The following is a 25,749-nucleotide window of genomic DNA, read 5'->3' on the forward strand; positions in this document are numbered from 1 at the left end:
CGGCCGGGAGAGAACGCGGACGCGGACTCAGTGCTGGCCGACCAGGATGCGGTCGAGCCCATAGACGCGGTCGAGCAGCAGGACCGCGACCGCGGTGATGCCGATGATCAGCGCCGACACCGCCGCCATCATCGGGTCGATGGATTCGGTGGCATACATGTACATCCGCACCGGCAGCGTCACCGTGGACGGCGAGGTGATGAAGATGGACATGGTCAGCTCATCGAAGCTGTTGATGAAGGCGATCAGCCAGCCGCCGGTGACGCCGGGCAGGATCATCGGCAGGGTGACGCGGCGGAACACGGTGGCCTCGCTGGCGCCCAGCGAGAAGGCGGCCTGTTCCACGCTGCGGTCGAAGCCGGAGATCGCGGCGATCAGCAGGCGCATGACATAGGGCGTGACGATCACGATGTGCGCCGCGACCAGCCAGCCGAAGCTGCCGGTGGCGCCGATGATGGCGAACAGCCGCAGCATGGCGACGCCCAGCACCAGATGCGGGATGATCAGCGGCGACAGGAACAGCGCGTTGAGGAAGCCGCGGCCGGGAAACTCCCAGCGCGTGATGGCGAGCGAGGCCGGCACCGCCAGCGCCACCGCCAGCGTCGCCGCCAGGAAGGCCAGCCACAGGCTGTTCCAGAAGGACTGGACGAAGTCCGGGTGGTGGAACACAGCCTCGAACCAGCGCAGCGAGAAGCCGCGGGTCGGCAGCGACAGCGTGTTTTCGGGCGTGAAGGCGACGAGGCAGACGATGGCCAGCGGCGCCAGCATGAAGATGACGACCAGGGCGTGGAAGGCCAGTGCGACGGGTCCGTTGCGGGTCATGGCGTCCTCACCCCAGCCGGCGGCGGTAATGACCTTCCACCACACGGTGATAGGTCAGCATGATGATCAGGTTCGCGGCCAGCAGCAGCACGGCGACTGCAGCGCCCATCGGCCAGTTCAGGTCGCTGAGATACTGGTCGTAGACGATGGTCGCGACCATCTTCAGCCGCCGCCCGCCCAAAAGGCCGGGAATGGCGAAGGCGCTGGCGCTGAGGCCGAAGACGATCAGGCTTCCCGACAGGATGCCGGGCAGGATCTGCGGCGCCACCACCCGGACGATGGCCGTGGCGCGCGAGGCGCCGAAGGACAGCGCCGCCTGCTCCACCGCCGGATCCAGCTTCTGCAGCGAGGTCCAGACCGGGATGACCATGAAGGGCAGCATGACATGGACCAGCGCCACGATCACCGTGCCCTCGGTGTAGAGAAGCCGCATGCGGCCGAAGCCGAACGCCATCAGCGCCCCGTTCACCGGCCCTTCCGGGCCCAGCAGCATGCTCCAGCCGAAGGCGCGCACGACGACCGACACCAGCAGCGGCGCCAGGATCACCAGCAGGAAGACCGAGCGCCAGGGATTGCCCATGCGGCTGAGGATGTAGGCCTCCGGCACGCCGATCACCACGCAGATGGCGGTCGCCAGCGCCGAGATCCGGAAGGTGCGCAGGAAGATTTCCAGGTAATACTCGTCGGTCAGCACCGACAGGTAATGCTCCAGCGTGAAGCCGCCGGTGCGGCCGGTCGCATACTCGAACTGGTTGAAGGACAGCAGCGCCGTCAGGAACAGCGGCGTCAGCACCAGCGCCGCGAACAGCAGAGCCGCCGGCGCCGACAGCAGCAACGGCGCCGAGCGGACGCGGCGTTCGGGCGCGTCGTCCGCAAGGGTGTCGGTGGATGCGCTCATCCCGTCACCTCCAGCGCGACGTCCGGCGCCTCGGCCATGGCGCCGCGATGGACACGCACCACCGACGGCGACCAGTGCAGCCCGACGGGCGCCCCCTGCTCCGCCGGGGCGGAGCCGTCGTTCGGCGTCACCACCATCAGCGTGCCGAGCGGCCCGTCGATGTGGTAGAGCCACTGGCTGCCCAGGAAGAAGCGGTCGGCGACGCGGCCGGTCAGCAGCCCTTGCGACGGCGCCGCCAGATGCAGCTTCTCCGGCCGGATGCACAGGGTCACCGTCTCGCCAACCGACAGGCCGGCGGTTTCCACCGGCACGGCGATCCCGGCGAGCGACACCGTGGCGCCCGCGCCGGTCGCGGCGGCGACCGTGCCCGGCAGCAGGTTGGTCTTGCCGACGAAGCGGGAGATGAACTCCGTCTCCGGATGCTCGTAGATGCGATAGGGCTGGTCGATCTGGGTGATGCGCCCGGCCTCCATCACCACCACGCGGTCGCTGATGGAGAAGGCCTCCGCCTGGTCGTGGGTGACCATGACGGTGGTGGTGCCGACCTTGCGCTGGATCTCGCGCAGCTCGAACTGCATCGCCTCGCGCAGCTTGGCGTCCAGGTTCGACAAAGGCTCATCCAGCAGCAGCACCGGCGGGCGGATCACCAGGGCGCGCGCCAGCGCCACGCGCTGCCGCTGGCCGCCCGACAATTCGCGCGGATAGCGCTTGGCGTAGGGGGAGAGGTGGACCAGCGACAGCGCCTCCTCCACCCGCGGCTTGCGCTCGCCCTTCGGCACGCGCTGCATCTCCAGCCCGAAGCTGACGTTGTCGAACACCGTCATGTGCGGGAACAGCGCGTAGCTCTGGAAGACGATACCCAGTCCGCGGCTGTTTGCCTTGGCGCGGGTGATGTCGCGCCCGTCCAGCCGGATGGTTCCGGCCGACGGCTCGACGAAGCCGGCGATCATCTGAAGGGTCGTGGTCTTGCCGCAGCCGCTTGGGCCCAGCAGGGAGACGAACTCCCCCTTTTCCACCGACAGCGAGACGTCGCCGACCGCGGTCAGCGGACCGTAACGCTTCGTGATGTTTTTCAATTCGAGGAACGACACGGGGAATTCTCCCTCTTGCGACATTTGGCCTCGATTTCGGGCCTCACCTGTATGCCCCGATGGTTCAGCCGGACCCCCGGTGGCGTCAATCCGCTTTTTCCGTCAGCAGAAAAGATTTTGCAAAAGCTTCCGATATGCGGAATAGATGGGGCAGCGAACATCACCGATTTTCAGACGGAGCCGGACCATGAGCGCCGATGCCAATCCCAGCAAGGGCAGCGGAACCGCCTCCAGCGACGAGGCGGGGGCGAAGTCCAGCCTGCAGCGCGGGCTGGCGATCCTGCGCCTGCTGGCCTCGGCCAACGAGACGGGCGCGCGGCTGACCGACATCGCCCGCGCCCTGGACCTGACCCCGCCGACCGTCCACCGCCTGCTGAAAATCCTGGTCGAGGAAGGCATGGCCGAGCCGGACAAGGCGACCAAGCGCTACCGCCTGGGCATCGACCTGTTCGGTCTGGCGGCGCAGGCCGGCAACCCGAACAACCTGCGCGACATCTGCCGGCCGATCCTGCTGCGGCTGTCGGCGACCCTGCGCGACACCATCTTCCTGCTGGTGCGCAGCGGCTTCGACGCGGTGTGCCTGGACCGCAGCGAGGGGCCCTTCCCCATCCGCTCCTTCACCGGCGACATCGGCGGCCGGGTGACGCTGGGCGTCGGCCAGGGCAGCCTCGCCATCCTCGCCTACCTGCATGCGGAGGAGCGGGAGGAGGTGATCCGCTTCAACCTGCCGCGCATGCAGGGCGTCGGCATCATCGACGAGGTCTATCTGCGCACGGAGATCGCGCGGGTGCGGGATCTGGGATATGCCAGCCGCTCCACCGGCCTGCTGCCGGGCATGTCGGGCGTGGCGGTGCCGGTGCTCGACCGCGACGGCCATGCCGTGGCGGCGCTCAGTGTCGGCACCATCAGCGAAAGGCTGAACGAGGAACGACTGCCGGTGGTGGTCGACATCCTGAAGCGCGAATCGGCCGCGATCAGCCGCCAGTTGAACCCCTTCGATCCGGTGCTGCGCCGTCCGGCGGCGGTGCTGGGCAGCGGTTCGGCATAGCGACGGAGGCTTCGTGCGATGAAGGGAGTCAGGAAGGCCGACCTCCCCACCAAGATCTGTCCGGTCTGCAACCGTCCTTTCACCTGGCGGAAGAAATGGGAGCGGGTGTGGGATCAGGTGAAATACTGCTCCGACCGCTGCCGGGGAAATGCCGGCAAGCGCGCGGGGCAACGGGACGGCGCGTCGTGAGGCATCGGGCGATGCGCCGGGATCTTGACCAAACCGCCAAGAAGCGTTGCCCTTTTTTCGGTCACATGCCAGCATCCTGACCGGCCGGAGCGCAGCGCCAGCGAGGCGGGCGGCGGCTTCCGCCGATGGCATTTCCGTTGCATTTGCATGCCCTGCCCGCAAGGGATCCATGGATTTACCGGGGCATTCCCGCGTATTCATGGCACCGGCGGGACAGCCGCCCTGCTGCCGGCGACGGGCAGCCGGCGATATGAAGCCAACGATACTCAGTGACGAAGGGGACTCATGATGTCGGTTCGGGGGATGGGGGATCGGGCGATGACGGCCTGGGGAATGACGCGCCGTGCGGTGCTGTGCGGCGCAGCCGCGGTCGCCTTCCTGGCGGCGGCGGGCGGTTCCCTGCCGGCACAGGCACAGGGCAAGGTGAAGGTCGCCGGCATCTACACCGTTCCTATCGAGCAGCAGTGGGTCAGCCGCATCCATGTCGCGCTGAAGGCCGCCGCCGACCGTGGCGAGATCGAGTATGTCTGGGCCGAGTCGGTCGCCAACACCGACTATGAGCGCGTGATGCGCCAATATGCCGAAGGCGGCCAGCAGCTGGTCTTCGGCGAGGTGTTCGGGGTGGAGCGCGCCGCCCGCGCCGTCGCCAAGGACTATCCGAAGACCGCCTTCGTCATGGGCTCCAGCTTCAAGCCGCAGGAGCCGAACTTCTCGGTCTTCGACAACTACATCCAGGAACCGGCCTACCTGACCGGCATGATCGCCGGCGGCATGACCAAGTCGAACGTGATCGGCATGGTCGGCGGCTATCCGATCCCCGAGGTCAACCGCCTGATGAACGCCTTCATGGAAGGTGCGAAGGAGGTCAACCCGCAGGTCAAGTTCTCGGTCAGCTTCATCGGCTCCTGGTTCGATCCGCCCAAGGCCAAGGAAGCCGCCTTCGCCATGATCGACCGCGGTGCCGACGTGATGTACGCCGAGCGCTTCGGCGTGTCGGATGCCGCAAAGGAACGCAAGGTGCTCGCCATCGGCAACGTCATCGACACCCAGCCGCAATATCCCGACACCGTGGTCGCCAGCGCGCTGTGGCACATGGAGCCGTCGGTGGAGCGCGCCATCGCCGCGGTGAAGGCCGGCGGCTACAAGGCCGAGGATTACGGCCCCTACAGCATGATGGCGAACAAGGGCTCCAGCCTCGCCCCGCTCGGCACCTTCGAGGCCAAGGTCCCGGACGCGGTCAAGGCCAAGGTGGCGGAGCGCGAGCGGCAGATCCGCGACGGCAAGTTCACCGTGAAGGTCAACGACGCCGAGCCGAAGTCGACGATGTGACGGGATCGCCCCCTTCCATGCCATCCCTGATGAAAGGCGGGCCGGAGGTCGTCCTCCGGCTCGCCGGCATTTCCAAGCGGTTCGGCCCGCTGCTCGCCAACGACGGCATCTCGCTGACGCTCCGCGCCGGCGAGGTGCTGGCTCTGCTGGGTGAGAACGGCGCCGGCAAGACCACCTTGATGAACATCCTCTTCGGTCATTACGTCGCCGACGAGGGCAGCATCGAGGCGTTCGGCCGCCCCCTGCCGCCGGGCTCGCCCCGCGCCGCGCTGGAGGCCGGCATCGGCATGGTCCACCAGCATTTCACCCTGGCCGAAAACCTGTCGGTGCTGGACAACGTCGCGGTGGGGACCGAGCCGCTGTGGCGCTTCTGGTCCGACCGCGGCGCGGCCCGGCGCCGGCTGCTCGACCTGTCGCTGCGCTTCGGGCTGGAGGTGCGGCCGGACGCGCTCGTCGGCGACCTGTCGGTCGGCGAGCGCCAGCGGGTGGAGATCCTGAAGGCGCTCTACCGCGACGCCCGCATCCTGATCCTGGACGAGCCGACCGCGGTGCTGACGCCGCAGGAATCGGCCGGGCTGTTCGACACGCTGCGCCGGCTGACCGCCGACGGGCTGGCCGTCGTCTTCATCAGCCACAAGATGAACGAGGTGTTCGCCGCCAGCGACACCGTCGCCGTGCTGCGCGCCGGCAAGCTGGTCGCCACCCACCCAACCGCCTCGACCGACCGGGCGAAGCTGGCCGAGCTGATGGTCGGCCGCAGCGTCAAGCCGCCCTCCCCCACCCCGCTCGCCCCCGGCGAACCGGTGCTGGAGCTGGCAGGCGTCACCGTCGCCTCCGGCCATGGCCGCCCGCTGCTCGACGGGGCAGACCTGACGGTGCGACGCCATCAGGTGGTGGGCATCGCCGGGGTGTCCGGCAACGGCCAGACCGCTCTGGCCGAGCTGGTCAGCGGCCTGATCCGCCCCGACTCCGGCCGGCTGTCGCTGAAAGGCAGCGTGGTGGACCACGCCGACCCGGCCGGCATGGTTCGCCGCGGCGTCGCCCGCATCCCGGAAGACCGGCACAGCGCCGGCCTCGTCGGCGCCATGGCGGTGTGGGAGAACCTGATCGCCGAGCGTTACCACGACCCGGCCTTCTCGCGCTTCGGCGTGCTTCGGCGCGGCGCGGCGCGCAGCTACGCCCGCCAGGTGATCGAGGAATTCGACGTCCGCTGCCCGGGCCCCGACGCCCGCACGCAGCTGCTGTCGGGCGGCAACATGCAGAAGCTGATCCTGGGCCGCACGCTGGCCCATGGCCCGGACCTGATCCTGGCCAGCCAGCCGACGCGCGGGCTCGACATCGGGGCGGTGTCCTACGTCCACAGCCGACTGCTCGACGCCCGCGCCGCCGGGGCCGGCGTGCTGCTGATCTCCGAGGATCTCGACGAGATCCTGGCGTTGGCCGACTGCGTCGCCGTCGCCTATCACGGCCGCCTGACCCCGCCGCTGCCGCATGACCGGGTGTCGGTCAGCCAGCTCGGCCTGCTGATGGCCGGACACTGGGACATATTGGGCGACATCCTGCCGGATACCCAAGGGGAGAATGGCAATGCGGCTTGAACCGCGCACCGACATCCCCCTCGCCCTGCGGCTGCTGGCGCCGGTCGGCGCCGTCGTCGCAGCGCTGGCGCTGTGCGCCCTGCTGGTCGCCTGGACCGGCGCGCCGGTGCTGCGCGCCTATGGCCTGCTGTTCGAGGGCGCGGTCGGCTCCCGCTTCGCCCTGACCGAGACGCTGACCCGCGCCACCCCGCTGATCCTGACCGGCCTCGCCGCCGCCGTCGCCTTCCGCACCAAGCTGTGGAACATCGGGGCGGAAGGACAGCTCTACATGGGCGCGCTGGCCGCCGTGGTGGTCGGCGGCGGCATGCTCGACCTGCCGGGCTGGGCACTGATCCCGGTCGTGATGATCGCCGGCATGGCGGCGGGCGGCGCGACGCTGCTCGGCCCGGCGGTGCTGAAGGTCCGCTTCGGCGTCGACGAGGTGGTGACCACCCTGCTGCTGAACTTCGTCGTGCTGCTGCTGGTGTCGATGCTGCTGGAAGGGGCGCTGAAGGACCCGATGGGCATGGGCTGGCCGCAATCCGCCCCGGTGGCCGAGGCGGCGGAGCTGCCCAAGCTGGTGGAGCGCACCCGCCTGCATGCCGGTCTCGCCATCGCGCTCGGCCTGTCGGTGCTGCTGTGGCTGATCGACAGCCGGACCGTCTGGGGCTACGAGAACCGCGCGGTCGGCGCGAACCCGCGCGCCGCCGCCTTCGCCGGCATGCCGGTGAACCGGATCATGCTGCGCACCGCGCTGCTGTCCGGCGGGCTGGCCGGGCTGGCCGGGGCGGCCGAGGTCTGCGGCCTGAAGGGCTACCTGACGCTCGACCTGTCGCCGGGCTTCGGCTACAGCGGCATCGTCGTCGCCATGCTGGCGCAGCTGCATCCCATCGGCGTGGTCGGCGCGGCGCTGTTCATCGCCGGCATCTTCGTCGGCGCCGACGCCATGAGCCGCGCCATGCCGGTTCCCAACTACATCGCCGACGTCCTGGTCGCCGCCAGCCTTCTCTGCATGCTGGTCGCCGGGCTGCTGGCGCGCTACCGGCTGCGGCGGGGGTAAGGCACCATGGATTTCCTGTCGATCCTGCTCGACATCCTGCTGTCGGCCGCCTTCTGGACCGCGGTGCTGCGCATCGCCACCCCCTATGTGCTGGGCACTCTGGGCGAGCTGGTGTGCGAGCGGGCCGGCGTGCTGAATCTCGGCATCGAAGGCATCATGACGCTGGGCGCCATGGCCGGCTGGATGGCGGTCTATCAGGGTGCCGATCTGTGGACCGGGCTCGTCGTGGCCGCCGCCTGCGGTGCGCTGCTCGGCCTGCTGCATGCGGCGCTGACCGTGCCGCTCGGCCTGTCGCAGCATGTGACCGGCATCGGCGTGACCCTGCTGGGCACCAGCCTGTCCTATTTCATCTACCGCCTCGTCCTGCCGCAGGCCAGCACGCCGCCGACCATCCAGCCGTTCCAGCCGCTGGACCTGCCGGGCGCGCTGGCACAGACGCCGCTGACCTACTTGGCGTTCGCGCTGGTGGGGTTGGTCGCCTATGTCCTCTACCGCACGCCGGCCGGGCTGGCGGTACGGATGGTCGGCGAGAATCCGGCCGCCGCCGAGGCGCAGGGGCTGAACGTCACCGCCATCCGCATCGGCGCGGTGATGGCGGGAAGCGCGCTGATGGCGCTGGCCGGCGCCTTCCTGACCCTGTCGGCCTTCAACGCCTTCTTCTTCAACATGGTCAACGGGCGCGGCTGGATCTGCATCGCGCTGGTGGTCTTCGCCTCCTGGCGGCCGGGCAAGGCGCTGCTGGGCGCCCTGCTGTTCGCGGTGTTCGACGCGCTGCAATTGCGGCTCCAGCAAGCCAGCGGCGGCGTGCTGCCCTACCAGCTGTTCCTGATGATGCCCTATCTGCTCAGCATCCTGGCGCTGGTGCTGGTCGCCCGCCGGGCCTCCTACCCGCGCGCCCTGATGATCCCGTACCGCAAAGGAGAACGCTGATGTTCGACCTGATCCTGCGCCGCGCCACCCTGCCGGATGGCCGCGGCGGCATCGACATCGGCATCAGCGACGGCCGCATCGCCGCGGTCGAAGCCGGGCTGGCGGGAGAGGCTGCTTCGGAGATAGACGCCACCGGCCGGCTGGTGACACCCCCCTTCGTCGATGCCCATTTCCACATGGACAGCACGCTCAGCTACGGCCTGCCGCGGGTGAACCGGAGCGGCACGCTGCTGGAGGGCATCGCGCTGTGGGGCGAGCTGAAGCCGCAGCTGGTGCAGGACGCCATCGTCGAACGGGCGCTGGCCTATTGCGACTGGGCGGTCGGGCGCGGCCTGCTGGCGATCCGCAGCCATGTCGACATCTGCGACCCGCGCCTGCTGGCGGTGGAGGCGCTGCTGGACGTGAGGAAGCGTGTCGCCCCCTATCTCGACCTCCAGCTCGTCGCCTTCCCGCAGGACGGCGTGCTGCGCTCCCCCGGCACCGAGGAGCTGCTGGTGCGGGCGCTCGACATGGGCATCGACGTGGTCGGCGGCATCCCGCATTTCGAGCGCACCATGGCCGACGGCGCGGCATCGGTCCGCCTGCTGTGCGAGATCGCGGCAGAACGCGGCCTCCTGGTCGACATGCATTGCGACGAGACCGACGACCCGCTGTCCCGCCATGTCGAGACGCTGGCCTACGAGACGCAGCGGCTGGGGCTGCACGGCCGGGTCACCGGCTCGCACCTCACCTCCATGCATTCCATGGACAATTACTATGTCTCCAAGCTGATCCCGCTGATGGCGGAGGCGCGGCTGGGGGTGATCGCCAATCCGCTGATCAACATCGTCCTCCAGGGCCGCCACGACAGCTACCCCAAGCGCCGCGGCATGACCCGCGTGCCTGAGCTGATGGCTGCCGGTCTGACGGTCGCCTTCGGCCACGACTGCGTGATGGATCCCTGGTATCCGCTGGGGTCCGGCGACATGCTGGAGGTGGCGCATATGGGCCTGCATGTCGGCCAGATGACCGGCCAGGATGGGATGAAGGCCGCCTTCGACGCGGTTACGGTCAATCCGGCCCGCCTGCTGCATCTGGACGGCTACGGGCTGGAGCCCGGCTGCAACGCCGATCTGGTGGTGCTGCAGGCCGGCAGCGCGGTGGAGGCGATCCGCACCCGCGCCGCCCGGCTATTCGTCCTGCGCCGCGGCCGGATCGTCAGCCGCTGCGAACCGGTGCGGGCGCAGCTCGACCTGCCGGGCCGGCCGGCAGGCGTCGACTTCCTGCTGAACCGCGGATAGACGGCATGGGCGGCGGCGGGGCGGCAGGCCGCCCTACCGGACCACCATCTGATCCAGCAGGATCTCCCGCACACGCACCCCCCGCAGCTCCCGGTCCAGCACCCCTGCGATGGTGCTCTTCATCAGCTTCGCCCCATCGGCTCCGGACAGCTGTTGCGGGTCGAGCTTGCGCATGCTGTCGGAGAGCCGGTCGGAAATCCGCGGGACATAGGGGTCGGCGACCTTGCCGTCCACCGACGGGTCGATCTCCAGCAACACCTTCACGTCCACCATCCTGGCGTTGCTGCCGCCCAGGGTGAAGGTCATCATCGGCAGGCTAGCATATTTCTTGTCGCCGCCCGGCTGCGATTGGGAGGCGGGCGCGCGGTTCTTGCTGGCGACCACGGCGCCGCCGGCCCCAAGCGCCGCGAGGAGCAGCAGCAGGCCGGTCAGAACCAGCGGCATCAGGGAAACCGTTTCCCCATTCCGGTTGCGACGGACGAGCCGCAAGATCGCCTTCCCGCCCCCGCCGGGGGTCACAAGCCCTGTCGGCGACCATGCTAGGCACACAACCAAGGCCGGTCAAATGCCGATGGATCGCGGATGCAATGTTCACATTCTCGGCCGGCATCGGGGAGTGGAGGCGCCGTCAGGCCGAGGGGATCACCGCGACATTGTCGATCAGCCGCGCCTTGCCCATCCAGGCCGCTGCGAGCAGCCGGGCCGGGCGCAGGGCCGAGGTCACCGGCTCCAGCGTTTCGGCATCCCGCAGTTCGACATAGTCGATGGTGCCGAAGCCGGCCTCGGCGATGCGGCTGCGGATGGCGGTCAGGGCGCCGTCCGCCTCGCCGCCGCGGGCCAGCGCCTCGGCCGCCGCGGTCAGGGCACGGTACAGTTCCGGCGCGCGGGAGCGTTCGTCGGCGCTGAGATAGGCATTGCGCGAGGACATGGCCAGCCCGTCGGCCTCGCGCACCGTCGCCAGCCCTTCCACCCGCACCGGGATGTCGAGGTCGCGGGCGAAGCGGCGGATCACCATCAGCTGCTGGTAATCCTTCTCGCCGAACACGGCGACGTCGGGCAGCGCCTGGAGAAACAGCTTGGTGACCACCAGCGCGACGCCGCCGAACATCTGCGGCCGGAAGGTGCCGCACAGCCCCTCCGCCGGGCCGCCGACGGAGATGGCGGTGGCGAAGCCCTGCGGGTACATGGCGCGCACGTCGGGAGCATAGAGCGCATGGCAGCCGGCGCCGGCCAGCTTGGCAGCGTCGCCCGCCTCATCGCGCGGATAGCGGTCGAAATCCTCGTGGGGCGCGAACTGGGTCGGATTGACGAAGATGCTGGCGACCACCCGGTCGGCCAGATCCCGCGCCCGCCGCACCAGCCCGAGATGGCCGTCATGCAGGGCCCCCATGGTCGGCACCAGGGCGACCGTCAGCCCATCCTGGCGCCAGGCCGCGACCTGGGCGCGCAGATCCCCGACCGTTTTCATGATCGGCAGCGGGCTGGAGGGCTGGGCGGCGGTCGGCGTCATGGCGTCGGTCCTTGCACGTCGAAAACGCGCGCTGGATAACCCGCTGGACCATTCCTGTCCAGAAAAGCTTTCCACAAGACAGACAATTGCGGCTCCGGCGAATATGACACCAACTGCGGAGAGGGCTGCCCCGTCCCCGCAGCGGTTGGCCAGCTTGCCTGGACGATCAGCGCTTGAAGGTGATGCCGACCAGATAGGCCAGGTTCGCCCAGGCCAGCAGCGTGGCCAGCAGCGCGGTGAAGGAGGGAACGAGGATCACCGAGCCGATGATGATGGCCAGAACCACGGCCAGCAGACCGAGGGAGAGCAAAGCGATGCGGGTATCGTCCATGGAGTGCGCTTTCCGAAGCGGGTGACAGGGAATGGCTCCCTGTCTACCGCATTGCAACGCCGGCGGGGCTGATCTGCGTCAATCGACCGCAGATTCCACCTCTATATCAGCATCGTATAATGAAAGCTTTTCGTCTGGCCCGCCGCATCGCAGGGCTTCCAAGAAAAAAGGCTCCGGACATCGGTCCGAAGCCTTTTTTTGATGGTGGGCGCGACAGGGATTGAACCTGTGACCCTTCGCGTGTGAAGCGAATGCTCTCCCGCTGAGCTACGCGCCCGAACCTTGAAACTCTGTACCCCGGCCCGCTCCACCACTGTCAGGAAGACTGACCGGCGAACCGTTCCGAGAGCGTCGCGACCGGCTGTCGTCGGCCCCGCCGCTGCGGTGGGCGGGTTTCTACGGCCTTACCCGGCGGGTGTCAAGCGTCAGATTCATCCCCATCTTAAAAAAGAATTCGACGACCGCAGGAGTCCCGGACCGTGCCGCAGCCCAGCCCTCTCTGCCCGCCCCATCGCGTGCCCTGGCACCGGACGCTCCTGCTCGCCGCCGGCCTGTCCTTTCCGCTGCCGCCCATGGCCGCGGCGGCGGAGCCGGTGAAGGCGAGCTACCGTGTGTTCGTCGGCGGCATCACAGCGCTCGATATCGACGCAACGCTGGAGATGAGCGGCGACCGCTACCGCATCGCGGTGACGGCGGTCACCGGCGGCACCATCGGCCGCCTGCTCACCTGGCGAACCGTTTCCGAGACCGACGGCAACCGGCGCGGCATGGATCTGAAGCCGGCCAGCCATCGGCAGACCAGCCAGCTGCGCGGGGAACCGCGCAACGTCACCCTGACCTACGATTCCCAGGGCGACGTCTCCGCCAGCGTCTCACCCCCGGCGGCGGATGACGACCGCGAACCGGTGCCGCCAGCCTTGCAACACGGCACCCTGGACCCGCTGAGCGCGGTTCTGGACCTGCTGATCGGCCTCGGAGCGAGCGAAGGCTGCGACCGGTCCCTGCCGGTGTTCGACGGCCGCCGCCGCTACGACATGGTGTTCTCGGAGGTCGGGCGGCGCATCGTCGATCCGTCGCGCTACTCGACCTTCTCCGGCATCGCCCTGCAATGCCGGGTGACCTACAAGCCGGTCGCCGGCTATGCCCGCTCGCCATCTGGCGGGCGCTTCTGGCAGAGGACCGATCCCGCGGACCGGCCGCCGGTCAACATTTGGCTTGCTCCGGTCGCCGCCGGCGCTCCGCCCCTGCCGGTACGGCTGGAAACGGACAGCGATTTCGGCGGCGTCGTCGTCCACCTGACCGGCGTCACGCCGCCAACGGCAGACCACCGGACCGGGGCGGGGCTACCGCCCGGCTCCCCGACCAGCCCTTAGCCGGCGCGCTGACCGCCGCGTCGGCTTCGCTGGCCGCCGCTGCCGGCGACTGCGTGTCGGCGATGATGTCGGACGGCATAATGCCGGCACGCCGGGCCGCCACGGTCAGCACCTCGACGGACGGCCAGAGCATGCGGCCGTCCAGTTCCAGCAATGTGCCGTCCAGCAGCGCCACATAGCCGCCGAACTTCCCCATATGAACGATACGAGCCATGCGAGAGGTCATGGTGGGGTTCCTTCCCATCGGCAACCGTCGTGACGCGGCGTGAACGGCGCCATTGCGCGCCGCCGGTGCCCGATCCGCACCCGACAGAGTCTTGATTGCAGGTCGCACCTGCCGGACGCGGCCAGCGTCAGCAGCAGGGCGTTGGCACCGAAAGCCATGGAAACGGCCGTCAAGACAGTGTCCTGAATCATGGCGGTCCTCCCGGATCGGCGTCGCGTCGACCGGCGGCGCCGGATCGACCCCATCACTCTAGGGGTTTTCCGGCGCCGACGCCCTCATCCCGAGGGATAGCCCCACCGTTCAAAGGGATAGTATCCAGGTATGCAAAAGCCGGCATGTCCAGGATAGCGCGGAGTGACCCGGTCGGATTCCCGGGCTACGGACACCAAGGGGTCGTGGATCGAAAGGCCGGGGAACGATGCGTCAGGGGAATTTCATTTCCCGAGCGGCGCCATCGAATTTCCCGCATCGGTTTCAAAACCACCTGGGAGAAACCCCTATCTTTCCTGTTACCGGTTGGCAAGAGCGCAACCGCATCCTTAAGGAGTGGCCGGCAGCAAGCCGCGCAGAAGGAGGCGAAGATGGCGACGGTGCTCGTGATCGACGATGAGGACATGGTCCGCCTCGTCCTGCGGCAGTTCCTGGAACGCCAGGGCCTGGAGGTCATCGAGGCGCAGGACGGCGACGAGGGGTTGCGGGCGTTGCGGGCCAACGCCGTTGATCTGGTCATCTGCGACCTGATCATGCCGCGTGCGGACGGCATCGGCACCATCATGCACATCCGCCGCGCGATGCCGGCCATGAAGATCATCGCCATTTCCGGCGGTGGCCGCAGCCACGCAATGGAACTGCTGAAGGTCGCCGAGCAGATGGGAGCCGACCATACGCTCGGAAAGCCCTTCACGCGCGACCAGCTGCGCGCGCTCGTCGGGGTCTGCCTTCCCGACCGCCAGATGGCCGTCCCACCCCCCCACCCCCGCTGAGGCGAATGCCTGAGAGGAGCCGATCATGCTGGGCGCATCCCTGAGCGAGAAACTGCGGAACTGGTTCGCCGAGGACGAACCGGCCGCGGCCGCAAGCTCCCCGAGACCCGACCAGCCCCAACCGCCGCAGCCGGCAGAGGTCGAACGTCTGCAGTCCCTGGAACGCCGGCTGAAGGCCCTGCTGATCCAGCCCCAGCTGCTGTCCGCCGGCCGCATCCACATGCTCAAGCTCGACACGCTGCGCGAAGGGCTCGGCGCTGCCTGGACCGATCTGCGCGACCGCGTCCATGCCACCGCCGACCGCATCATCGACCGCCACATCACCGCCCAGGACGTTCAGTTCCGTACCGGCGACGGCGAATACATCATCGTCTTCGCGGCGCTGGGCCGCACTGCCGCCGAACTGGTCTGCGCCAAGATCGCCGAGGAGCTGCACCGGCAGTTTCTGGGCGACCCCAAACTGGCCGACATCAGGATCGCGACCGCGGTCGGCGTGCTGGACGGCAGGATGCAGTTCGAATACGCGTCCGCCGCCGACCTTCTGTCCACGATCGGGCAGGCTGACGCCTCCGTCGCGGACGCCCTCCCGGCCGTTCCCCCCGCACAGGCATCTCCGGCCACCGCGGCAGCCGACAGGGAGGAGCCCCGCAAGCTGCAGCTGTCGCCGATGGAGATGGCGCAGATCGGCACCATGTACCGGCCGCTCTGGGATGTCGGCCGGCAAGTGATCTCGACCTACATGTGCATCCCGGTCCGCCGCTTTCCCGACGGAACCGCGGTCGAAGGGGCCGCCGCCCTGTCGGCGTTGGAGGACCCGTATCAGCTGGCGAAGGTCGACGTCGACACGCTGGCGAATACCATCGAGATGCTGGACGAGCTGTTCCGCAACAAGTTCCGGCTGATGGTGTCGGTTCCCGTCTGCTTCGAGACGCTGGCGGCACGCCGCACCCGCCAGGAGTATCTCGGACTCTGCCAGTCGGTGCCGGATTACCTGCGCCCCTTCCTGATCTTCGAGTTCCTGCGTTTCCCGGCGGGTGTTCCCAGCGGCCGGATGGGTGAGCTGGTCAACGAGGTCCGGCCCTTCTGCCGCTGGACTTTCCTGCGGGTGGAATTCCGCCAGCAGAGCTTCGCCGGCCTCGCCGGCACCGGGCTGGCCGGCCTGACGACGCTGGTGCCGTCCGACCGCGGGGCGGAAGCCCGGACCATGGAGGACATGAACGGCTTCGTCGCGGCGGCCGAGCGGGCGGGCCTGAAGACCTGCGTCGTCGGCATCGGCTCCACCAGCCTCGCGGTCGCGGCACGGGCCGCAGGCACCACGCTGATCGCCGGCGACCGCATCGGCCGGGCCGAGGAGATCCCGCAGCACATGCTGCGGTTCGGCTGGCAGGACCTGTTCCTGCGCGAGGCGTCGCGCTGACCGGGTTCCAGGACAGGGAGGTTCCGCAATGCCCGTCACGACCGGATGTTCGAACGACGCCGTCAGGACGCTGAGCCTGGATGCCGCCGGCATCGATCCCGGCGCCCTGGCGCCGCTGGCGTTCGACGGCACCGCTCCGGCGCTCATCCTCGGCTACATATCCCCGGAGCTGTCCTTCGGGCATGTCGCCCAGGCGCTGCGCTCCGCCCTGGGGGCAGGAACCAGGCTGGTGCTGGTTTCCACGGCCGGCGAGCTGTGCTCGGGCATGCCGGGAGGCCTCTACCATCCAGGAGCGGACCGGCGGGCGGGAATCGTTCTCCAATCCTTCAGCCCGGCCCTGTTCGCGGACGTCAGCATCCACAGCGTTCCGCTGCACAGCGAGGACATCCGGTCGGGTCGTCCCTGCCTCAGCTACGAACAACGCCTCAAGGCCATCGAGCGCGAGTTGGAGGCCATCGACCCGCCATTCCCGCTCGACTGCCACGATACCGTCGCGTTGCTGTTCATCGACGGGTTGGCGGCGAGCGAAAGCTGCCTGATGGAGGCGATCTACACGACGGGCCGCTTTCCGGTCCTCTTCGTCGGCGGCTCGGCCGGCGGCAGCCTGGACTATCGTCACACATGGCTGTTCGACGGCAGCCGGATCCTGGAGAACCACGCCGTCATCGCCTTCGTCCGGATGGCTTCCGGCAAGCGCTACGGCGTCTTCAAAACGCAGAATTTCCGCAAGACGCCGATCTCCTTCACCATCCTGGATTGCGACCCGATCCGCCGCACGGTAGCCAGCGTCATCGATCCCGACAGCCTGGAGGTCTCCGGCTTCATCGACGCGCTGTGCCGCCGCCTGGACTGCCATGCCACCGACCTCGAGCGCCTGCTGGCCTCCCACACCTTCGCGGTGGAACTGGAAGGCCGACTGTTCGTGCGCTCCGTCGCCGAGATCGACCCTGCGGCCAGGACGGCTTCCTTCTTCTGCGACATCAATTCCGGCGACGAGCTGTTCCTGGTCGAAGCCACCGATTTCGTCGAACAGACGAGGCACGACTTCGCCACCTTCCTGCGCGGCAAGCCGGAGCCGGTCGGTGGCATCCTGAACGACTGCATATTGAGGCGGATCAACAACGGTCCGCAGCTGTCGCAAATGGACATGTTCGAGACTGTCCCGGTCGCCGGGTTCTCCACCTTCGGCGAGATACTCGGGATCAGCATCAACCAGACCCTGTCCGCGATATTCTTCTTCGACGACAGCCGCGAGGACTGGAGCGGGGCAAAGGGCTTTCGTGACGACTATGTGGGCAATTTCCCGGTCCACTATGCCCATTTCCAGAATTATTTCAGTCAGGCCCGCAACAATCGGTTGCGCATGCTCAACCGCCTGCGGCAGAGCCTGCTCCGCAACCTGATCGGCCGCACCGATACCGCCGGCGCGCTCTATGGCCGCTTCGAGCAGATCGGATCCTACACCGCCGAAATCGCGGAAGGTGGCCCCGATCCCCTCGACTCGACGGTCAAGGATCTGCTCACCGCCGTCATGCAGGCGACCGAAGAACGGGAGGCGGTGGCAGAAGTTCTAAGCCTGCGCGAGGCTGAACTGCGCCTTGTCGAAGAACGCCGCCGCGCGGTCGAATCCCGCATGGATCTGGAAGCCCAGCTCCGGCAGGCGCAGAAGCTGGAAGCGCTCGGCTGCCTCGCCGGCGGGCTGGCCCATGAAATCAACAACATGCTGCAACCGATCATCGGCCTGACCGAACTGGTCATGGAGGATGTGCCGGCGGATGGGACGGCGCAGAGGAATCTGGCGCGGGTGCTCGAAGCCGCGGAACGGGCCAGGCGCATCACCCGGCAGGTGCTCACCTTCAGCCGCTCCGACCATGGGGAGGCCGTGCCGCTGCCGCTGGCGTCTGCCCTGCGCAATGCGGTCGAGATGGTCGACGTCGCCGTTCCGCGCAGCGTGCGCATCGTATGGCGGATCAAAGAGGATTGCATCCTCGTCCGTGCGGACGAAACGGCGATGGCGCAGGTCCTGATCAACCTGATCCGCAATGCCGCCGACGCCATGGAGGAAACGGGGGGAGAGGTCGAGGTCGGTCTCGACACCGTCCATCTCGACGAGGCGACGGAGGGGGCGTGGCTGCATCCGGCCGGCCGCTATGCCGCCTTGAGTGTTCGCGACAGCGGTTGCGGCATGGACGCCGCGACGATGGCCCGGATGTTCGATCCCTTCTTCACCACGAAGTCGGTGGGTTTGGGGACCGGGTTGGGGCTGCCGGTGGTGCATGGCATCGTCGGCGGATGGGGCGGCCATATCACCGTCGACAGCGCCGTGGGACAGGGCACCACCATCCGCATCCTGCTGCCGGTCCTGCCGGCGCAGGCGGGCGGATGCATTCCGGACCTGCCCGGCAAGGACATGTGACAGGCCTGGCGCGATAGGGAACCGGCGATAGGGAACCGGCCGGCCTGGACGGTCCGTTCCCTTTCCGGGTCACTGCCTTTTGACAAGCCATGATCAATCGATATATTCACACATATATATCGTATCGGGAGGCCGGCGGGGGTCTGGTGTGGCTCTTCCGTGACGATGATGCATGATGCGGTCTTTCAAGGGGGCGAAATGCGTAATTCCTGTTTGTATATTGCGTGTTCGGTCACGGCGCTGATCGGGGGCGGGGCGCTGGCGGCCGGAACGACCGCTGACACGGCTCCGGGCGTGTTCACGCTGGGGCAGATCAACGTGGCGGCGGAAGCGGGCGGACAGACGGTCGGCGGCTCCAGCCTGTCGGCGGAGGACATGGAAACCTTCAACAAGCAGACGCTCGACCAGGCGATGGATCTGGTTCCGGGCGTGGCGTCCTCCTCCACCGGCGGCTCGCGCAACGAGCGGCTGGTCTATGTCCGCGGTTTCGACCGCTTCCAGATTCCGGTGATGATGGACGGCGTGCGGGTCTATCTGCCTGCCGACAACCGGCTCGATTTCGGCCGCTTCCTGACCCCCGACCTGTCGGAAATCCAGGTGTCGAAGGGTTACGCCTCGGTGCTGGACGGGCCGGGCGCCATGGGTGGAGCCATCAACCTCGTCACCCGCAAGCCGACCCGCGAGCTGGAGGGCGAGCTGCGCACCGGCCTGTCCTTCGACAATGCGAGCGCGCTCGGCGGCTACACCACCTACGGGCGGGTCGGCACCCGGCAGGAGCGCTTCTACCTGCAGGCGAGCGGGACCAGGACGGAGACGACGCACAGCCGTCTGACCGACGGGTTCAAGGCGGTGGCGGCGGAGAATGGCGGCAATCGCGACCAGTCGCAGACCGCCGACTGGCAGGCGAACCTGAAGGCCGGCTTCACGCCCAACGACACCGACGAATACTCCCTGAACTTCCTCAAGCAATCCGGCAAGAAGGGCGCCCCGCTCAACATCAACGACACCGTGGCCAACCAACGCTATTGGAGCTGGCCCTATTGGGATTTGCAAAGCGTCTACTGGCTGTCGAACACCAGGCTGGGGACGGCGTCGTATGCCAAGACCAAGCTGTATTACAATACCTTCCGGAACGGCCTCTATTCCTTCGACAACCAAGCCATGTCGGTGCAGCGGACGTCCAAGTCCTTCCGCAGCTATTATGACGACAAGGCCTATGGCGGCAGCGTGGAATTGGGCACCGACCTGATCCCGATGAACAGCCTGAAGGGCGCACTGCATGTGCGGCGCGACGACCACCGCGAATGGCAGCGCCTCTACAGCCCGACCAATTTCGTGGAGCCCAAGCAGAGGGCGCTGGAGGACACCTATTCCGTGGCGCTGGAAAACAGCTTCCACGCGACGGGCGCCCTGGACATCGTGCTGGGCGTCAGCCACGACTGGCGGCGCCTGCACAAGGCGCAGGACTGGAGCGGCACGGCGACCGGGTCGATGATCAACTACCGGCTGGCGGACAGCGATGCCACCAACGGGCAAGGCGCCGTGATCTACCGCTTCTCCCCCACCGGCGAGGCGCATGCCAGCATCTCGGCCCGCAGCCGTTTCCCCAGCATCTTCGAGCGGTTCAGCACCCGTTTCAACGGCGTCACCTCCAACCCCGACCTGAAGCCGGAACGGGCGGTCAACTACGAGGTCGGTGCCTCCGAACGTTTCGGCAAGACCCGGATCGAGGCGGCCCTGTTCCTCAGCCGCCTGCGCGACGTGATCGCCAACTCCCCCATCACCGTCAACGGCCAGTCCACGGTACAGAGCCGCAACCTGGCATCCGGCCTCTATCGCGGGCTTGAGACCGGCATCGGCACCAGCCTGACGCCGACGCTCGACGTCGGCGGCACCTACACGCTGACCGTCAGGTCGCTGTCCGACCCCAACGTGCCGAACATGAAGGCGGTGGGGACCCCGAACCACAAGCTGTTCCTGCATGCCGACTGGCGTCCGACCGAGCAGTTGAGCATCGTGCCCAGCGTCGAGGCGGCGAGCGGCCGATACAGCCAGAGCACGTCCGGCACCGTGTTCCTCGGCAATGGCGGCTATGTCCTGACCAACCTCCAGGCGAGCTATGTCCTGACCGCCAACGCCGCGTTGTCTGCCGGCGTGCGCAACCTGTTCGACGCGACCTATTCGCTGGCCGATGGCTTCCCGGAACCGGGCCGAACGATGTTCGTCAACGCGCGCTACAGCTTCTGACCGCTTCTCCCGCGGCTTTTCCCGCTGCCGCACCGATGCCCGGGTCCGCCGGGCATCGTCGTTTCGCGGGGGGCCGTGGCGGCTCAGGCCACGGCATGCAGGCGGCCGTTCTCCAGCCGCAGGCTGCGGTCGGCCCAGCCCGCGACCGGCAGGGAATCGTGGCTCGCCAGCAGGACGGCGGAGCCGTCGCGGCGGGCAGCGGCGGCCAGCACCGCCAGCGCATGGGTGGCGCGCTGCGGATCCAGTCCGCTCAGCGGCTCGTCCAGCAGGAACAGGCGGGGCCGTCCCGCCACCAGCCCGGCCAGCGCCACCAGTTGGCGTTCGCCGACGCTGAGGCTCTGCGGTGAGCGGTCGGCCAACGGGGACAGGCCGAACTGCGCCATCGCCCGGTCGACCCGCTCTGCCCGGTCGGGCGGGCGCAGGCCGGCACGGGTCAGCGCGAAGCCGATTTCCGTCCGCACCGTCTCGGCGAAGAAATGGCGGGGCGGGTCCTGCGGCAGGAAGCCGACGCGGCCGGGCAGGTCGCGCGGGCTGGGGTTGCGCAGGTCGGTGACGGTGACCGTGCCGCCCTCCACCGGCTCCGCCCCGATCAGGCAGCGCAGCAGCGTGCTCTTCCCCGTTCCGTTCATGCCGCTGAGATGGACCCGGCGCCCTGCAGGCACCGTCATGGCAAGCCGGTCGAACAAGGGCGTGCCGTCGCCGCGCGGAACCCGCAGCCCCTCGGCCAGCAGGACCGGCGGAGCCTCCGCCGCCGTCACCATGGCGTCGACCGGCCGGGCGCCCTGCCATGCCGCCGGATCGGCTCCATCCGGCACGGGCAGCCCGGCGCCGTCCATGGCCGGCATGCGGAGATGGACGGCGGGCAGGCCGGTCATCCGTTCCGGCCGGTGCTCGCTGACCAGCAGGATGCGGCCACGGGCGAGGCGCCGGCGGATGACGGCGCGCAGCATCTGCACCCCCTCGGAATCCAGCAGCGCAAAGGGCTCGTCGAGCAGCAGCACCGCCGGATCGGCCGCCAGGGCGGTGGCGAGCGCGAGGCGATGGCGTTCGCCCATCGACAGGGTTTCGACCATCCGGCCGGCGGCGCTCTCCAGCCCGACCTCGTTCAGTGCCTCGGCGACCTTGCCCCCGTTGTCCCCGCCCGGCGGGAAACGACCGCGCAGGCCGGTTTCGACCACCGCATCGACCCGGCCGGAGCGTAGGGGGCTATCCGGAAGCTGCGGCACGAAGACGGCCGGGGTCGCTGTTCCCAGCGGCACCGCAATGCCGCCGTCGACCGCCGTCGACCGCCCGTCGCCCCCGGGCAGGCCGGCGAGCGCCCGCAGCACGGTGGTCTTGCCGGCACCGCTCGGGCCGGTGATCAGGCCGCATTGCCCGCCGGTCAGATGGATACGGCCCAGCCGCAGCCAGGGGGCTCCGTTGCCCAGTATGAAGATGGGTGGCTTCATCGCTCGGTCTCCAAGACCTATCCGGTGGATGGCGGATTCGATATATTCATTCAGATATAATGATGCGGAGTACGATGCCGTTGTGCAGCGCACAAGCGACCGCCCGTCCCGCATGACCGGGATCAAAGGGAGTCGAGGAAGGCCAGCAACGCCTTGCGGTTCAGGGAGGGCATTCGGCGGACCACCTCGCGCGCCGCCTCCGCCTCGCCGCCATGCCACAGGATGGCCTCCAGCGGTGAGCGGGCGCGGCCGTCATGCAGATAGGTCGCGCGGTCGGCGACCGCCGCCGTCAGGCCCAGCCCCCAGAGCGGCGGCGTCCGCCACTGCCGGCCGGTCGCCTGGAAGTCGGGCCGCCCGTCCGCCAGCCCCTCGCCCATGTCGTGCAGCAACAGGTCGGTATAGGGATGGATGGTGTGGTCGGCGAGTTCCGGCAGGGCCGGCGCCGGGCCGGTGCGCAGGGTCGGGACATGGCAGGCCGGACAGCCGGCGGCGGTGAACAGCCCTTCCCCCACCCGCACCAGCGGGTCGTCGGCGTTGCGCCGCGCCGGCACCGCCAGCGAACGGATGTAGAGCGTCACCAGATCGAGCTGCTCGTCGCTCAACTCCAACCCGGCCTTCTCCGACAGCCCGGCCACGGCGCCACAGGCGGTCTGCGCCGCCATGCAGCCATGGCGGGGAAACAGGGTCGAGGTCAGGCCGAGATCGCCATCGAAGGCCCCGGCATTCTGCTGGCGCAGGCTCGGCTGGTTGGCCTTCAGCCCGAAACGCCCGACCGCGAAGGCGCCGCGCGCCGCGTCCCACACCAGATTGATCCGCCCGCGCACCCCGTCGCCGTCGCGGTCGTCCGGATCGGCGAGCGCCAGCAGGTCGGCCTCCGGCACCGCCTCCAGCAGGCCGAGCCCGATGACCGGCGGCGCCATCCGCACCGAGGTCATGACATTCGGCTCCAGCGGCCCGTAGGCGAGGTTGCGCAGCCGCAGCTCCGGCCGGCGCAGGGCGACCGGGGTGCCGTCGGCCAGACGCTCGACCTGATCCCGCCAGACCAGCGTCGCGATGCCCTCGCCCGGCATGCCGGGAATGCCGTCGGGGTTGAACTGGTCGCCATAGGCCGGGTGCGGCTCCGGCACGCCGCCAGGTTTGCCGACGGGGACCGACAGCCGCAACAGGGTGGAGCGCATGGCGTCGTCCTCCCCCTCCGGCGGCTCGCCGCGCCCGTTCTTGGCGTGGCAGGCGATGCAGGATTGCCGGTTGAACAGCGGGCCGAGCCCGTCGAGGTCGGGCCGCACCTCCGACGGGCCGACCGTCCACACCTGCTGGAACAGCGAGCGGCCGGCATGGAAGGCGGCGCGATGCGCCGGGTCGAGCCCCGGCAGCGGCCGGGAAAAGGCGTCGCGCCCCTGGATGGACACGGTGACGCCCGGCACGGCGCCCGCCGCCCCGACTGCTCCGGTCACCGCCTCGCCAGCCAGCAGAGGAGATGCGGCCCCCAGCAGGACGGCCGCAAGGATCGGGAGCCGCATCATGGCGCAGCCGGCAAGGTACGGCGGGCGAGGTCCAGCGCCTCGGCCTGGGCGGCATCGATGCGGGCCGCCCATTCCTGCTGCAGCGCTGCCCGCTCCTCCGGGTTGCGGTTGGATTTGCGCTCCTGGAAGGTCGGGGCGATGCGGTCGGCATCGGCACCGGAGACCGGCACGAAGCCGGCCAACGCCCGCGCGCGGGTTACCAGGGCGCCGCGCTCCGGATCCGGCTTGGCCGCGAACCCCGCCTCGGCGGCATGGATGACGCCCCACAGGAGCTTCAGCCGGTCCTGACGCTCGACGATCAGGCTGTCGAACAGCGCTGCGATCAGCCCGTGACGGGCCAGCCCCTTGTCCATGTCGTAGGCGTAGGGTTCGGCCCCGGTCCGCCGGAACGGGTTGACAGTCCCGGCCGGCGCCTGGGCGTAGACGTCGGGCCGCACCGGATAGCGGCGGATGTCGGGGTGGAACAGCAGGCTCTGCCCGGGAGCCGACAGCACGAAATCGACGAAGGCGCGTGCCGCGTCGGGATGCGGTGCGGATCGGGCGATCGCCACCTGGGCCGGCAGGAACGCGGTACGCGGCGGATAGACCAGCGCCACCGGATGGCCGTTGGCGATGGCGCTGCGGGCGAAGAAGTCGACCGTCACCGCGACATCGGCCTCGCCGTTCACCACGCTCTCGCTGACCTGCCCGCCGCTGCCCACCAGTGTCGCGTCGGCAGCCGCCTCCCCTAGCAGCGCCCAGCCGGCCTCCCAGCCCTCCGCCTGCAGCAGGATGTCATAGAGCGCCCCGGAAAAGCCGACCTGCCCGGCAATGGGCATGGCCAGCCGGCCTTTCCAGCGCGTCGCCGCCAGATCGCGCCAATTCGCCGGCTGGGGCAATCCGTCGCGGGCCAGCGCCACCGGGTTGACGACCAGGCCATAACCGGCGACCTCGAACGCCTCGAAGAAGCCCTGGCGGTCTGACACCGGCTGGCCATCCACCACCCCCGGCAGGACGTTGCGGTCGACCGACAGCGGGCGGAAGGCGCCGGCTTCGCGCAGCCGCGGGAAGCTGCCGAGCGAGGGCGTCCAATAGACGTCGACGCCACCCTGGTCCGGCTTGGCGAGTTCCACAGCTGCGTCGCGCGACGGCTTCCAGACGATCTGCAAGTCGGTGCCGGGATTGGCACGCTCGAACGCCTGTTCGAAGCGCTGGACCAGTTCGTCGGGGTAGCTGGTCATCACCAAGACACGGTCTTCCAATGCCCATCCTGCCCCGGCCCCGAGCATCAGGGCGGAGCCGAGCAACGCGACGGCAAGGCGGAGGATGATCGGACACATGGCGGTTGCCGGCCCTCTTTTTATATCTATTTGGATATAGCGATTGACTTTACACACCCAGGCCGATGCCGGCAACACAGGATGTTCATGGAAATTTACGCGCAAAGCCGGTCGATAGTCGGCCTCGCTCCTGACATGCCGGCTGCATGCTCCGCCCATTGCCTGATACGCTATGCTCAATCATATATATTGGATCAAGACAGTGCGATGATCCGGCTCCCGGCAGCCCGCCCACCGGCTTACGCCGCGACCGGCTCCATCCCAGTGCAAAAGGTCCGGGAATGATGATTTCGCTCCGCCACGTCGTCCCCCTCATGGCGCTGGTGGCCGAACAGCGACTGGAGAACAAGGATCCAGAACATCGTCACCGCGTCCAGCGGCGACCGACCGCCCCGGGAGCGATCCTTGCGCCCCAAGGCCCGGCCCAGCGGATTCCCGCTCCGGCTCAGCTCTGCGTAGCGGTCCTGACGATTGCACTGCCCAGCTTGACCGGCCATGCTTCCGCCCCCTCCCCTTCACGACAAGGGAATCACCAGAACGCCGAACACGCTACAGTTTTTCGAGGCGTCCACGCGGGCAAGGTCAGCAAGGTCAGCAAGACATGTTCAGGCTGCCTCTCGAGACGGCCAGGTTGCGCACCGGCACACCCAGACGCACGAACGCCCCGGCTCATTCGAACCGGGGCGTTCGTGCGTCTGGGTGCGGGGGCAGGATTTGGCCTTTACCGAACGA

At 68.6% G+C, this 25,749-nt stretch carries 22 protein-coding genes and 1 tRNA gene; 12 read left to right on the forward strand and 11 right to left on the reverse strand.

Annotated features, from left to right (window positions below; all coding sequences use genetic code 11):
• Positions 1-27: 27 nt before the first annotated feature.
• Genes ABMY26_RS30890 through ABMY26_RS30900 form a run of 3 tightly spaced genes read right to left on the reverse strand, consistent with a single transcriptional unit; the run spans position 28 to position 2,811 of the window.
• Complete coding sequence (locus ABMY26_RS30890) at positions 28-822, reverse strand: ABC transporter permease (RefSeq protein WP_372399332.1); 795 nt, start codon at positions 820-822, stop codon at positions 28-30.
• A 7-nt stretch (positions 823-829) separates the two neighbouring features.
• Positions 830-1,720 carry an ABC transporter permease gene (locus tag ABMY26_RS30895; RefSeq protein WP_372399333.1) on the reverse strand — a complete coding sequence of 297 codons (891 nt, stop codon included), beginning with the start codon at positions 1,718-1,720 and terminating at the stop codon, positions 830-832.
• On the reverse strand, positions 1,717-2,811 hold the full coding sequence (locus tag ABMY26_RS30900) for an ABC transporter ATP-binding protein (RefSeq protein WP_372399334.1): 1,095 nt from the start codon (positions 2,809-2,811) through the stop codon (positions 1,717-1,719). The genes ABMY26_RS30895 and ABMY26_RS30900 overlap by 4 nt, the downstream gene beginning before the upstream one ends.
• A gap of 187 nt (positions 2,812-2,998) precedes the next feature.
• Between ABMY26_RS30900 and ABMY26_RS30905 the strand changes: the two genes are divergently transcribed.
• From ABMY26_RS30905 to ABMY26_RS30935, 7 genes are all read left to right on the forward strand, one after another.
• The gene (locus tag ABMY26_RS30905) at positions 2,999-3,859 is read left to right on the forward strand and encodes an IclR family transcriptional regulator (RefSeq protein ID WP_372399335.1); all 861 of its coding nucleotides are present in this window, start codon (positions 2,999-3,001) and stop codon (positions 3,857-3,859) included.
• A gap of 18 nt (positions 3,860-3,877) precedes the next feature.
• Positions 3,878-4,048 carry a DUF2256 domain-containing protein gene (locus ABMY26_RS30910; RefSeq protein WP_372399336.1) on the forward strand — a complete coding sequence of 57 codons (171 nt, stop codon included), beginning with the start codon at positions 3,878-3,880 and terminating at the stop codon, positions 4,046-4,048.
• A 318-nt stretch (positions 4,049-4,366) separates the two neighbouring features.
• On the forward strand, positions 4,367-5,377 hold the full coding sequence (locus tag ABMY26_RS30915) for a BMP family protein (protein ID WP_372399337.1): 1,011 nt from the start codon (positions 4,367-4,369) through the stop codon (positions 5,375-5,377).
• A gap of 17 nt (positions 5,378-5,394) precedes the next feature.
• Complete coding sequence (locus ABMY26_RS30920; protein ID WP_372399338.1) at positions 5,395-6,975, forward strand: ABC transporter ATP-binding protein; 1,581 nt, start codon at positions 5,395-5,397, stop codon at positions 6,973-6,975.
• Entirely contained in the window at positions 6,965-8,014 is a 1,050-nt protein-coding gene (locus tag ABMY26_RS30925) for an ABC transporter permease (RefSeq protein WP_372399339.1), read from the forward strand. Before ABMY26_RS30920 ends, ABMY26_RS30925 begins: the two co-directional genes overlap by 11 nt.
• Positions 8,015-8,020: 6 nt before the next feature.
• On the forward strand, positions 8,021-8,944 hold the full coding sequence (locus tag ABMY26_RS30930; protein ID WP_372399340.1) for an ABC transporter permease: 924 nt from the start codon (positions 8,021-8,023) through the stop codon (positions 8,942-8,944).
• Positions 8,944-10,224: an amidohydrolase family protein gene (locus tag ABMY26_RS30935; protein WP_372399341.1), complete on the forward strand. Its 1,281-nt coding sequence runs from the start codon at positions 8,944-8,946 to the stop codon at positions 10,222-10,224. The genes ABMY26_RS30930 and ABMY26_RS30935 overlap by 1 nt, the downstream gene beginning before the upstream one ends.
• Before the next feature lie 33 nt (positions 10,225-10,257).
• Here ABMY26_RS30935 and ABMY26_RS30940 read toward each other — a convergent pair whose 3' ends face one another.
• From ABMY26_RS30940 to ABMY26_RS30955, 4 genes are all read right to left on the reverse strand, one after another.
• Positions 10,258-10,668, reverse strand: a complete 411-nt coding sequence (locus tag ABMY26_RS30940; protein ID WP_372399342.1) for a flagellar basal body-associated FliL family protein — start codon at positions 10,666-10,668, stop codon at positions 10,258-10,260.
• A 184-nt stretch (positions 10,669-10,852) separates the two neighbouring features.
• Entirely contained in the window at positions 10,853-11,734 is an 882-nt protein-coding gene (gene panC / locus ABMY26_RS30945) for a pantoate--beta-alanine ligase (protein WP_372399343.1), read from the reverse strand.
• Positions 11,735-11,900: 166 nt separating this feature from the next.
• A complete protein-coding gene (locus tag ABMY26_RS30950) occupies positions 11,901-12,065 on the reverse strand; it encodes a sugar tyrosine-protein kinase (RefSeq protein ID WP_372399344.1) in 165 nt (54 codons plus the stop codon).
• A gap of 202 nt (positions 12,066-12,267) precedes the next feature.
• Positions 12,268-12,342: transfer RNA gene (locus ABMY26_RS30955), tRNA-Val, on the reverse strand.
• A 202-nt stretch (positions 12,343-12,544) separates the two neighbouring features.
• Between ABMY26_RS30955 and ABMY26_RS30960 the strand changes: the two genes are divergently transcribed.
• A complete protein-coding gene (locus tag ABMY26_RS30960) occupies positions 12,545-13,438 on the forward strand; it encodes a DUF3108 domain-containing protein (protein ID WP_372399345.1) in 894 nt (297 codons plus the stop codon).
• Here the strand turns inward: ABMY26_RS30960 and ABMY26_RS30965 are convergent.
• Complete coding sequence (locus ABMY26_RS30965; protein ID WP_372399346.1) at positions 13,371-13,664, reverse strand: hypothetical protein; 294 nt, start codon at positions 13,662-13,664, stop codon at positions 13,371-13,373. The two genes, ABMY26_RS30960 and ABMY26_RS30965, sit on opposite strands and share 68 nt — an antisense overlap.
• Positions 13,665-14,245: 581 nt before the next feature.
• On the opposite strand from ABMY26_RS30965, the gene ABMY26_RS30970 reads away from it, so the two are divergent.
• The 4 genes from ABMY26_RS30970 (at position 14,246) to ABMY26_RS30985 (ending at position 20,727) form a co-directional block, all read left to right on the forward strand.
• Positions 14,246-14,647 (forward strand): response regulator, encoded by a 402-nt coding sequence (locus tag ABMY26_RS30970; protein ID WP_372399347.1) that lies wholly within the window; start codon positions 14,246-14,248, stop codon positions 14,645-14,647.
• Between the two features lie 25 nt (positions 14,648-14,672).
• A complete protein-coding gene (locus ABMY26_RS30975; protein ID WP_372399348.1) occupies positions 14,673-16,064 on the forward strand; it encodes a hypothetical protein in 1,392 nt (463 codons plus the stop codon).
• 28 nt (positions 16,065-16,092) lie between these two features.
• Entirely contained in the window at positions 16,093-18,480 is a 2,388-nt protein-coding gene (locus ABMY26_RS30980) for an FIST N-terminal domain-containing protein (protein WP_372399349.1), read from the forward strand.
• Positions 18,481-18,678: 198 nt separating this feature from the next.
• Positions 18,679-20,727 carry a TonB-dependent receptor plug domain-containing protein gene (locus tag ABMY26_RS30985; RefSeq protein ID WP_372399350.1) on the forward strand — a complete coding sequence of 683 codons (2,049 nt, stop codon included), beginning with the start codon at positions 18,679-18,681 and terminating at the stop codon, positions 20,725-20,727.
• 83 nt (positions 20,728-20,810) lie between these two features.
• Here the strand turns inward: ABMY26_RS30985 and ABMY26_RS30990 are convergent, their stop codons facing one another.
• The 3 genes from ABMY26_RS30990 to ABMY26_RS31000 all read right to left on the reverse strand — a co-directional run bounded on the left by ABMY26_RS30990 (position 20,811) and on the right by ABMY26_RS31000 (position 25,017).
• Positions 20,811-22,175, reverse strand: coding sequence for an ATP-binding cassette domain-containing protein (locus ABMY26_RS30990; protein WP_372399351.1), 1,365 nt, complete (start codon positions 22,173-22,175; stop codon positions 20,811-20,813).
• A gap of 122 nt (positions 22,176-22,297) precedes the next feature.
• Positions 22,298-23,698 (reverse strand): di-heme oxidoredictase family protein, encoded by a 1,401-nt coding sequence (locus ABMY26_RS30995; RefSeq protein WP_372399352.1) that lies wholly within the window; start codon positions 23,696-23,698, stop codon positions 22,298-22,300.
• Positions 23,695-25,017 carry an ABC transporter substrate-binding protein gene (locus ABMY26_RS31000; protein WP_372399353.1) on the reverse strand — a complete coding sequence of 441 codons (1,323 nt, stop codon included), beginning with the start codon at positions 25,015-25,017 and terminating at the stop codon, positions 23,695-23,697. Before ABMY26_RS31000 ends, ABMY26_RS30995 begins: the two co-directional genes overlap by 4 nt.
• Positions 25,018-25,749: the final 732 nt, after the last annotated feature.

It is taken from the genome of Azospirillum sp. HJ39 (genome assembly GCF_041507355.1).
Lineage (GTDB): Bacteria > Pseudomonadota > Alphaproteobacteria > Azospirillales > Azospirillaceae > Azospirillum > Azospirillum thiophilum.

What these genes read in the sequence shown, in the direction of transcription:
- ABMY26_RS30890 (WP_372399332.1), bottom strand. Translation starts at nt 822, where the DNA reads ATGACCCGCAACGGACCCGTCGCACTGGCCTTCCACGCCCTGGTCGTC.
- ABMY26_RS30895 (WP_372399333.1), bottom strand. Translation starts at nt 1,720, where the DNA reads ATGAGCGCATCCACCGACACCCTTGCGGACGACGCGCCCGAACGCCGC.
- ABMY26_RS30905 (WP_372399335.1), top strand. Translation starts at nt 2,999, where the DNA reads ATGAGCGCCGATGCCAATCCCAGCAAGGGCAGCGGAACCGCCTCCAGC.
- ABMY26_RS30910 (WP_372399336.1), top strand. Translation starts at nt 3,878, where the DNA reads ATGAAGGGAGTCAGGAAGGCCGACCTCCCCACCAAGATCTGTCCGGTC.
- ABMY26_RS30915 (WP_372399337.1), top strand. Translation starts at nt 4,367, where the DNA reads ATGACGGCCTGGGGAATGACGCGCCGTGCGGTGCTGTGCGGCGCAGCC.
- ABMY26_RS30920 (WP_372399338.1), top strand. Translation starts at nt 5,395, where the DNA reads ATGCCATCCCTGATGAAAGGCGGGCCGGAGGTCGTCCTCCGGCTCGCC.
- ABMY26_RS30925 (WP_372399339.1), top strand. Translation starts at nt 6,965, where the DNA reads ATGCGGCTTGAACCGCGCACCGACATCCCCCTCGCCCTGCGGCTGCTG.
- ABMY26_RS30930 (WP_372399340.1), top strand. Translation starts at nt 8,021, where the DNA reads ATGGATTTCCTGTCGATCCTGCTCGACATCCTGCTGTCGGCCGCCTTC.
- ABMY26_RS30935 (WP_372399341.1), top strand. Translation starts at nt 8,944, where the DNA reads ATGTTCGACCTGATCCTGCGCCGCGCCACCCTGCCGGATGGCCGCGGC.
- ABMY26_RS30940 (WP_372399342.1), bottom strand. Translation starts at nt 10,668, where the DNA reads ATGCCGCTGGTTCTGACCGGCCTGCTGCTGCTCCTCGCGGCGCTTGGG.
- panC (WP_372399343.1), bottom strand. Translation starts at nt 11,734, where the DNA reads ATGACGCCGACCGCCGCCCAGCCCTCCAGCCCGCTGCCGATCATGAAA.
- ABMY26_RS30950 (WP_372399344.1), bottom strand. Translation starts at nt 12,065, where the DNA reads ATGGACGATACCCGCATCGCTTTGCTCTCCCTCGGTCTGCTGGCCGTG.
- ABMY26_RS30965 (WP_372399346.1), bottom strand. Translation starts at nt 13,664, where the DNA reads ATGACCTCTCGCATGGCTCGTATCGTTCATATGGGGAAGTTCGGCGGC.
- ABMY26_RS30970 (WP_372399347.1), top strand. Translation starts at nt 14,246, where the DNA reads ATGGCGACGGTGCTCGTGATCGACGATGAGGACATGGTCCGCCTCGTC.
- ABMY26_RS30975 (WP_372399348.1), top strand. Translation starts at nt 14,673, where the DNA reads ATGCTGGGCGCATCCCTGAGCGAGAAACTGCGGAACTGGTTCGCCGAG.
- ABMY26_RS30980 (WP_372399349.1), top strand. Translation starts at nt 16,093, where the DNA reads ATGCCCGTCACGACCGGATGTTCGAACGACGCCGTCAGGACGCTGAGC.
- ABMY26_RS30985 (WP_372399350.1), top strand. Translation starts at nt 18,679, where the DNA reads ATGCGTAATTCCTGTTTGTATATTGCGTGTTCGGTCACGGCGCTGATC.
- ABMY26_RS30990 (WP_372399351.1), bottom strand. Translation starts at nt 22,175, where the DNA reads ATGAAGCCACCCATCTTCATACTGGGCAACGGAGCCCCCTGGCTGCGG.
- ABMY26_RS30995 (WP_372399352.1), bottom strand. Translation starts at nt 23,698, where the DNA reads ATGATGCGGCTCCCGATCCTTGCGGCCGTCCTGCTGGGGGCCGCATCT.
- ABMY26_RS31000 (WP_372399353.1), bottom strand. Translation starts at nt 25,017, where the DNA reads ATGTGTCCGATCATCCTCCGCCTTGCCGTCGCGTTGCTCGGCTCCGCC.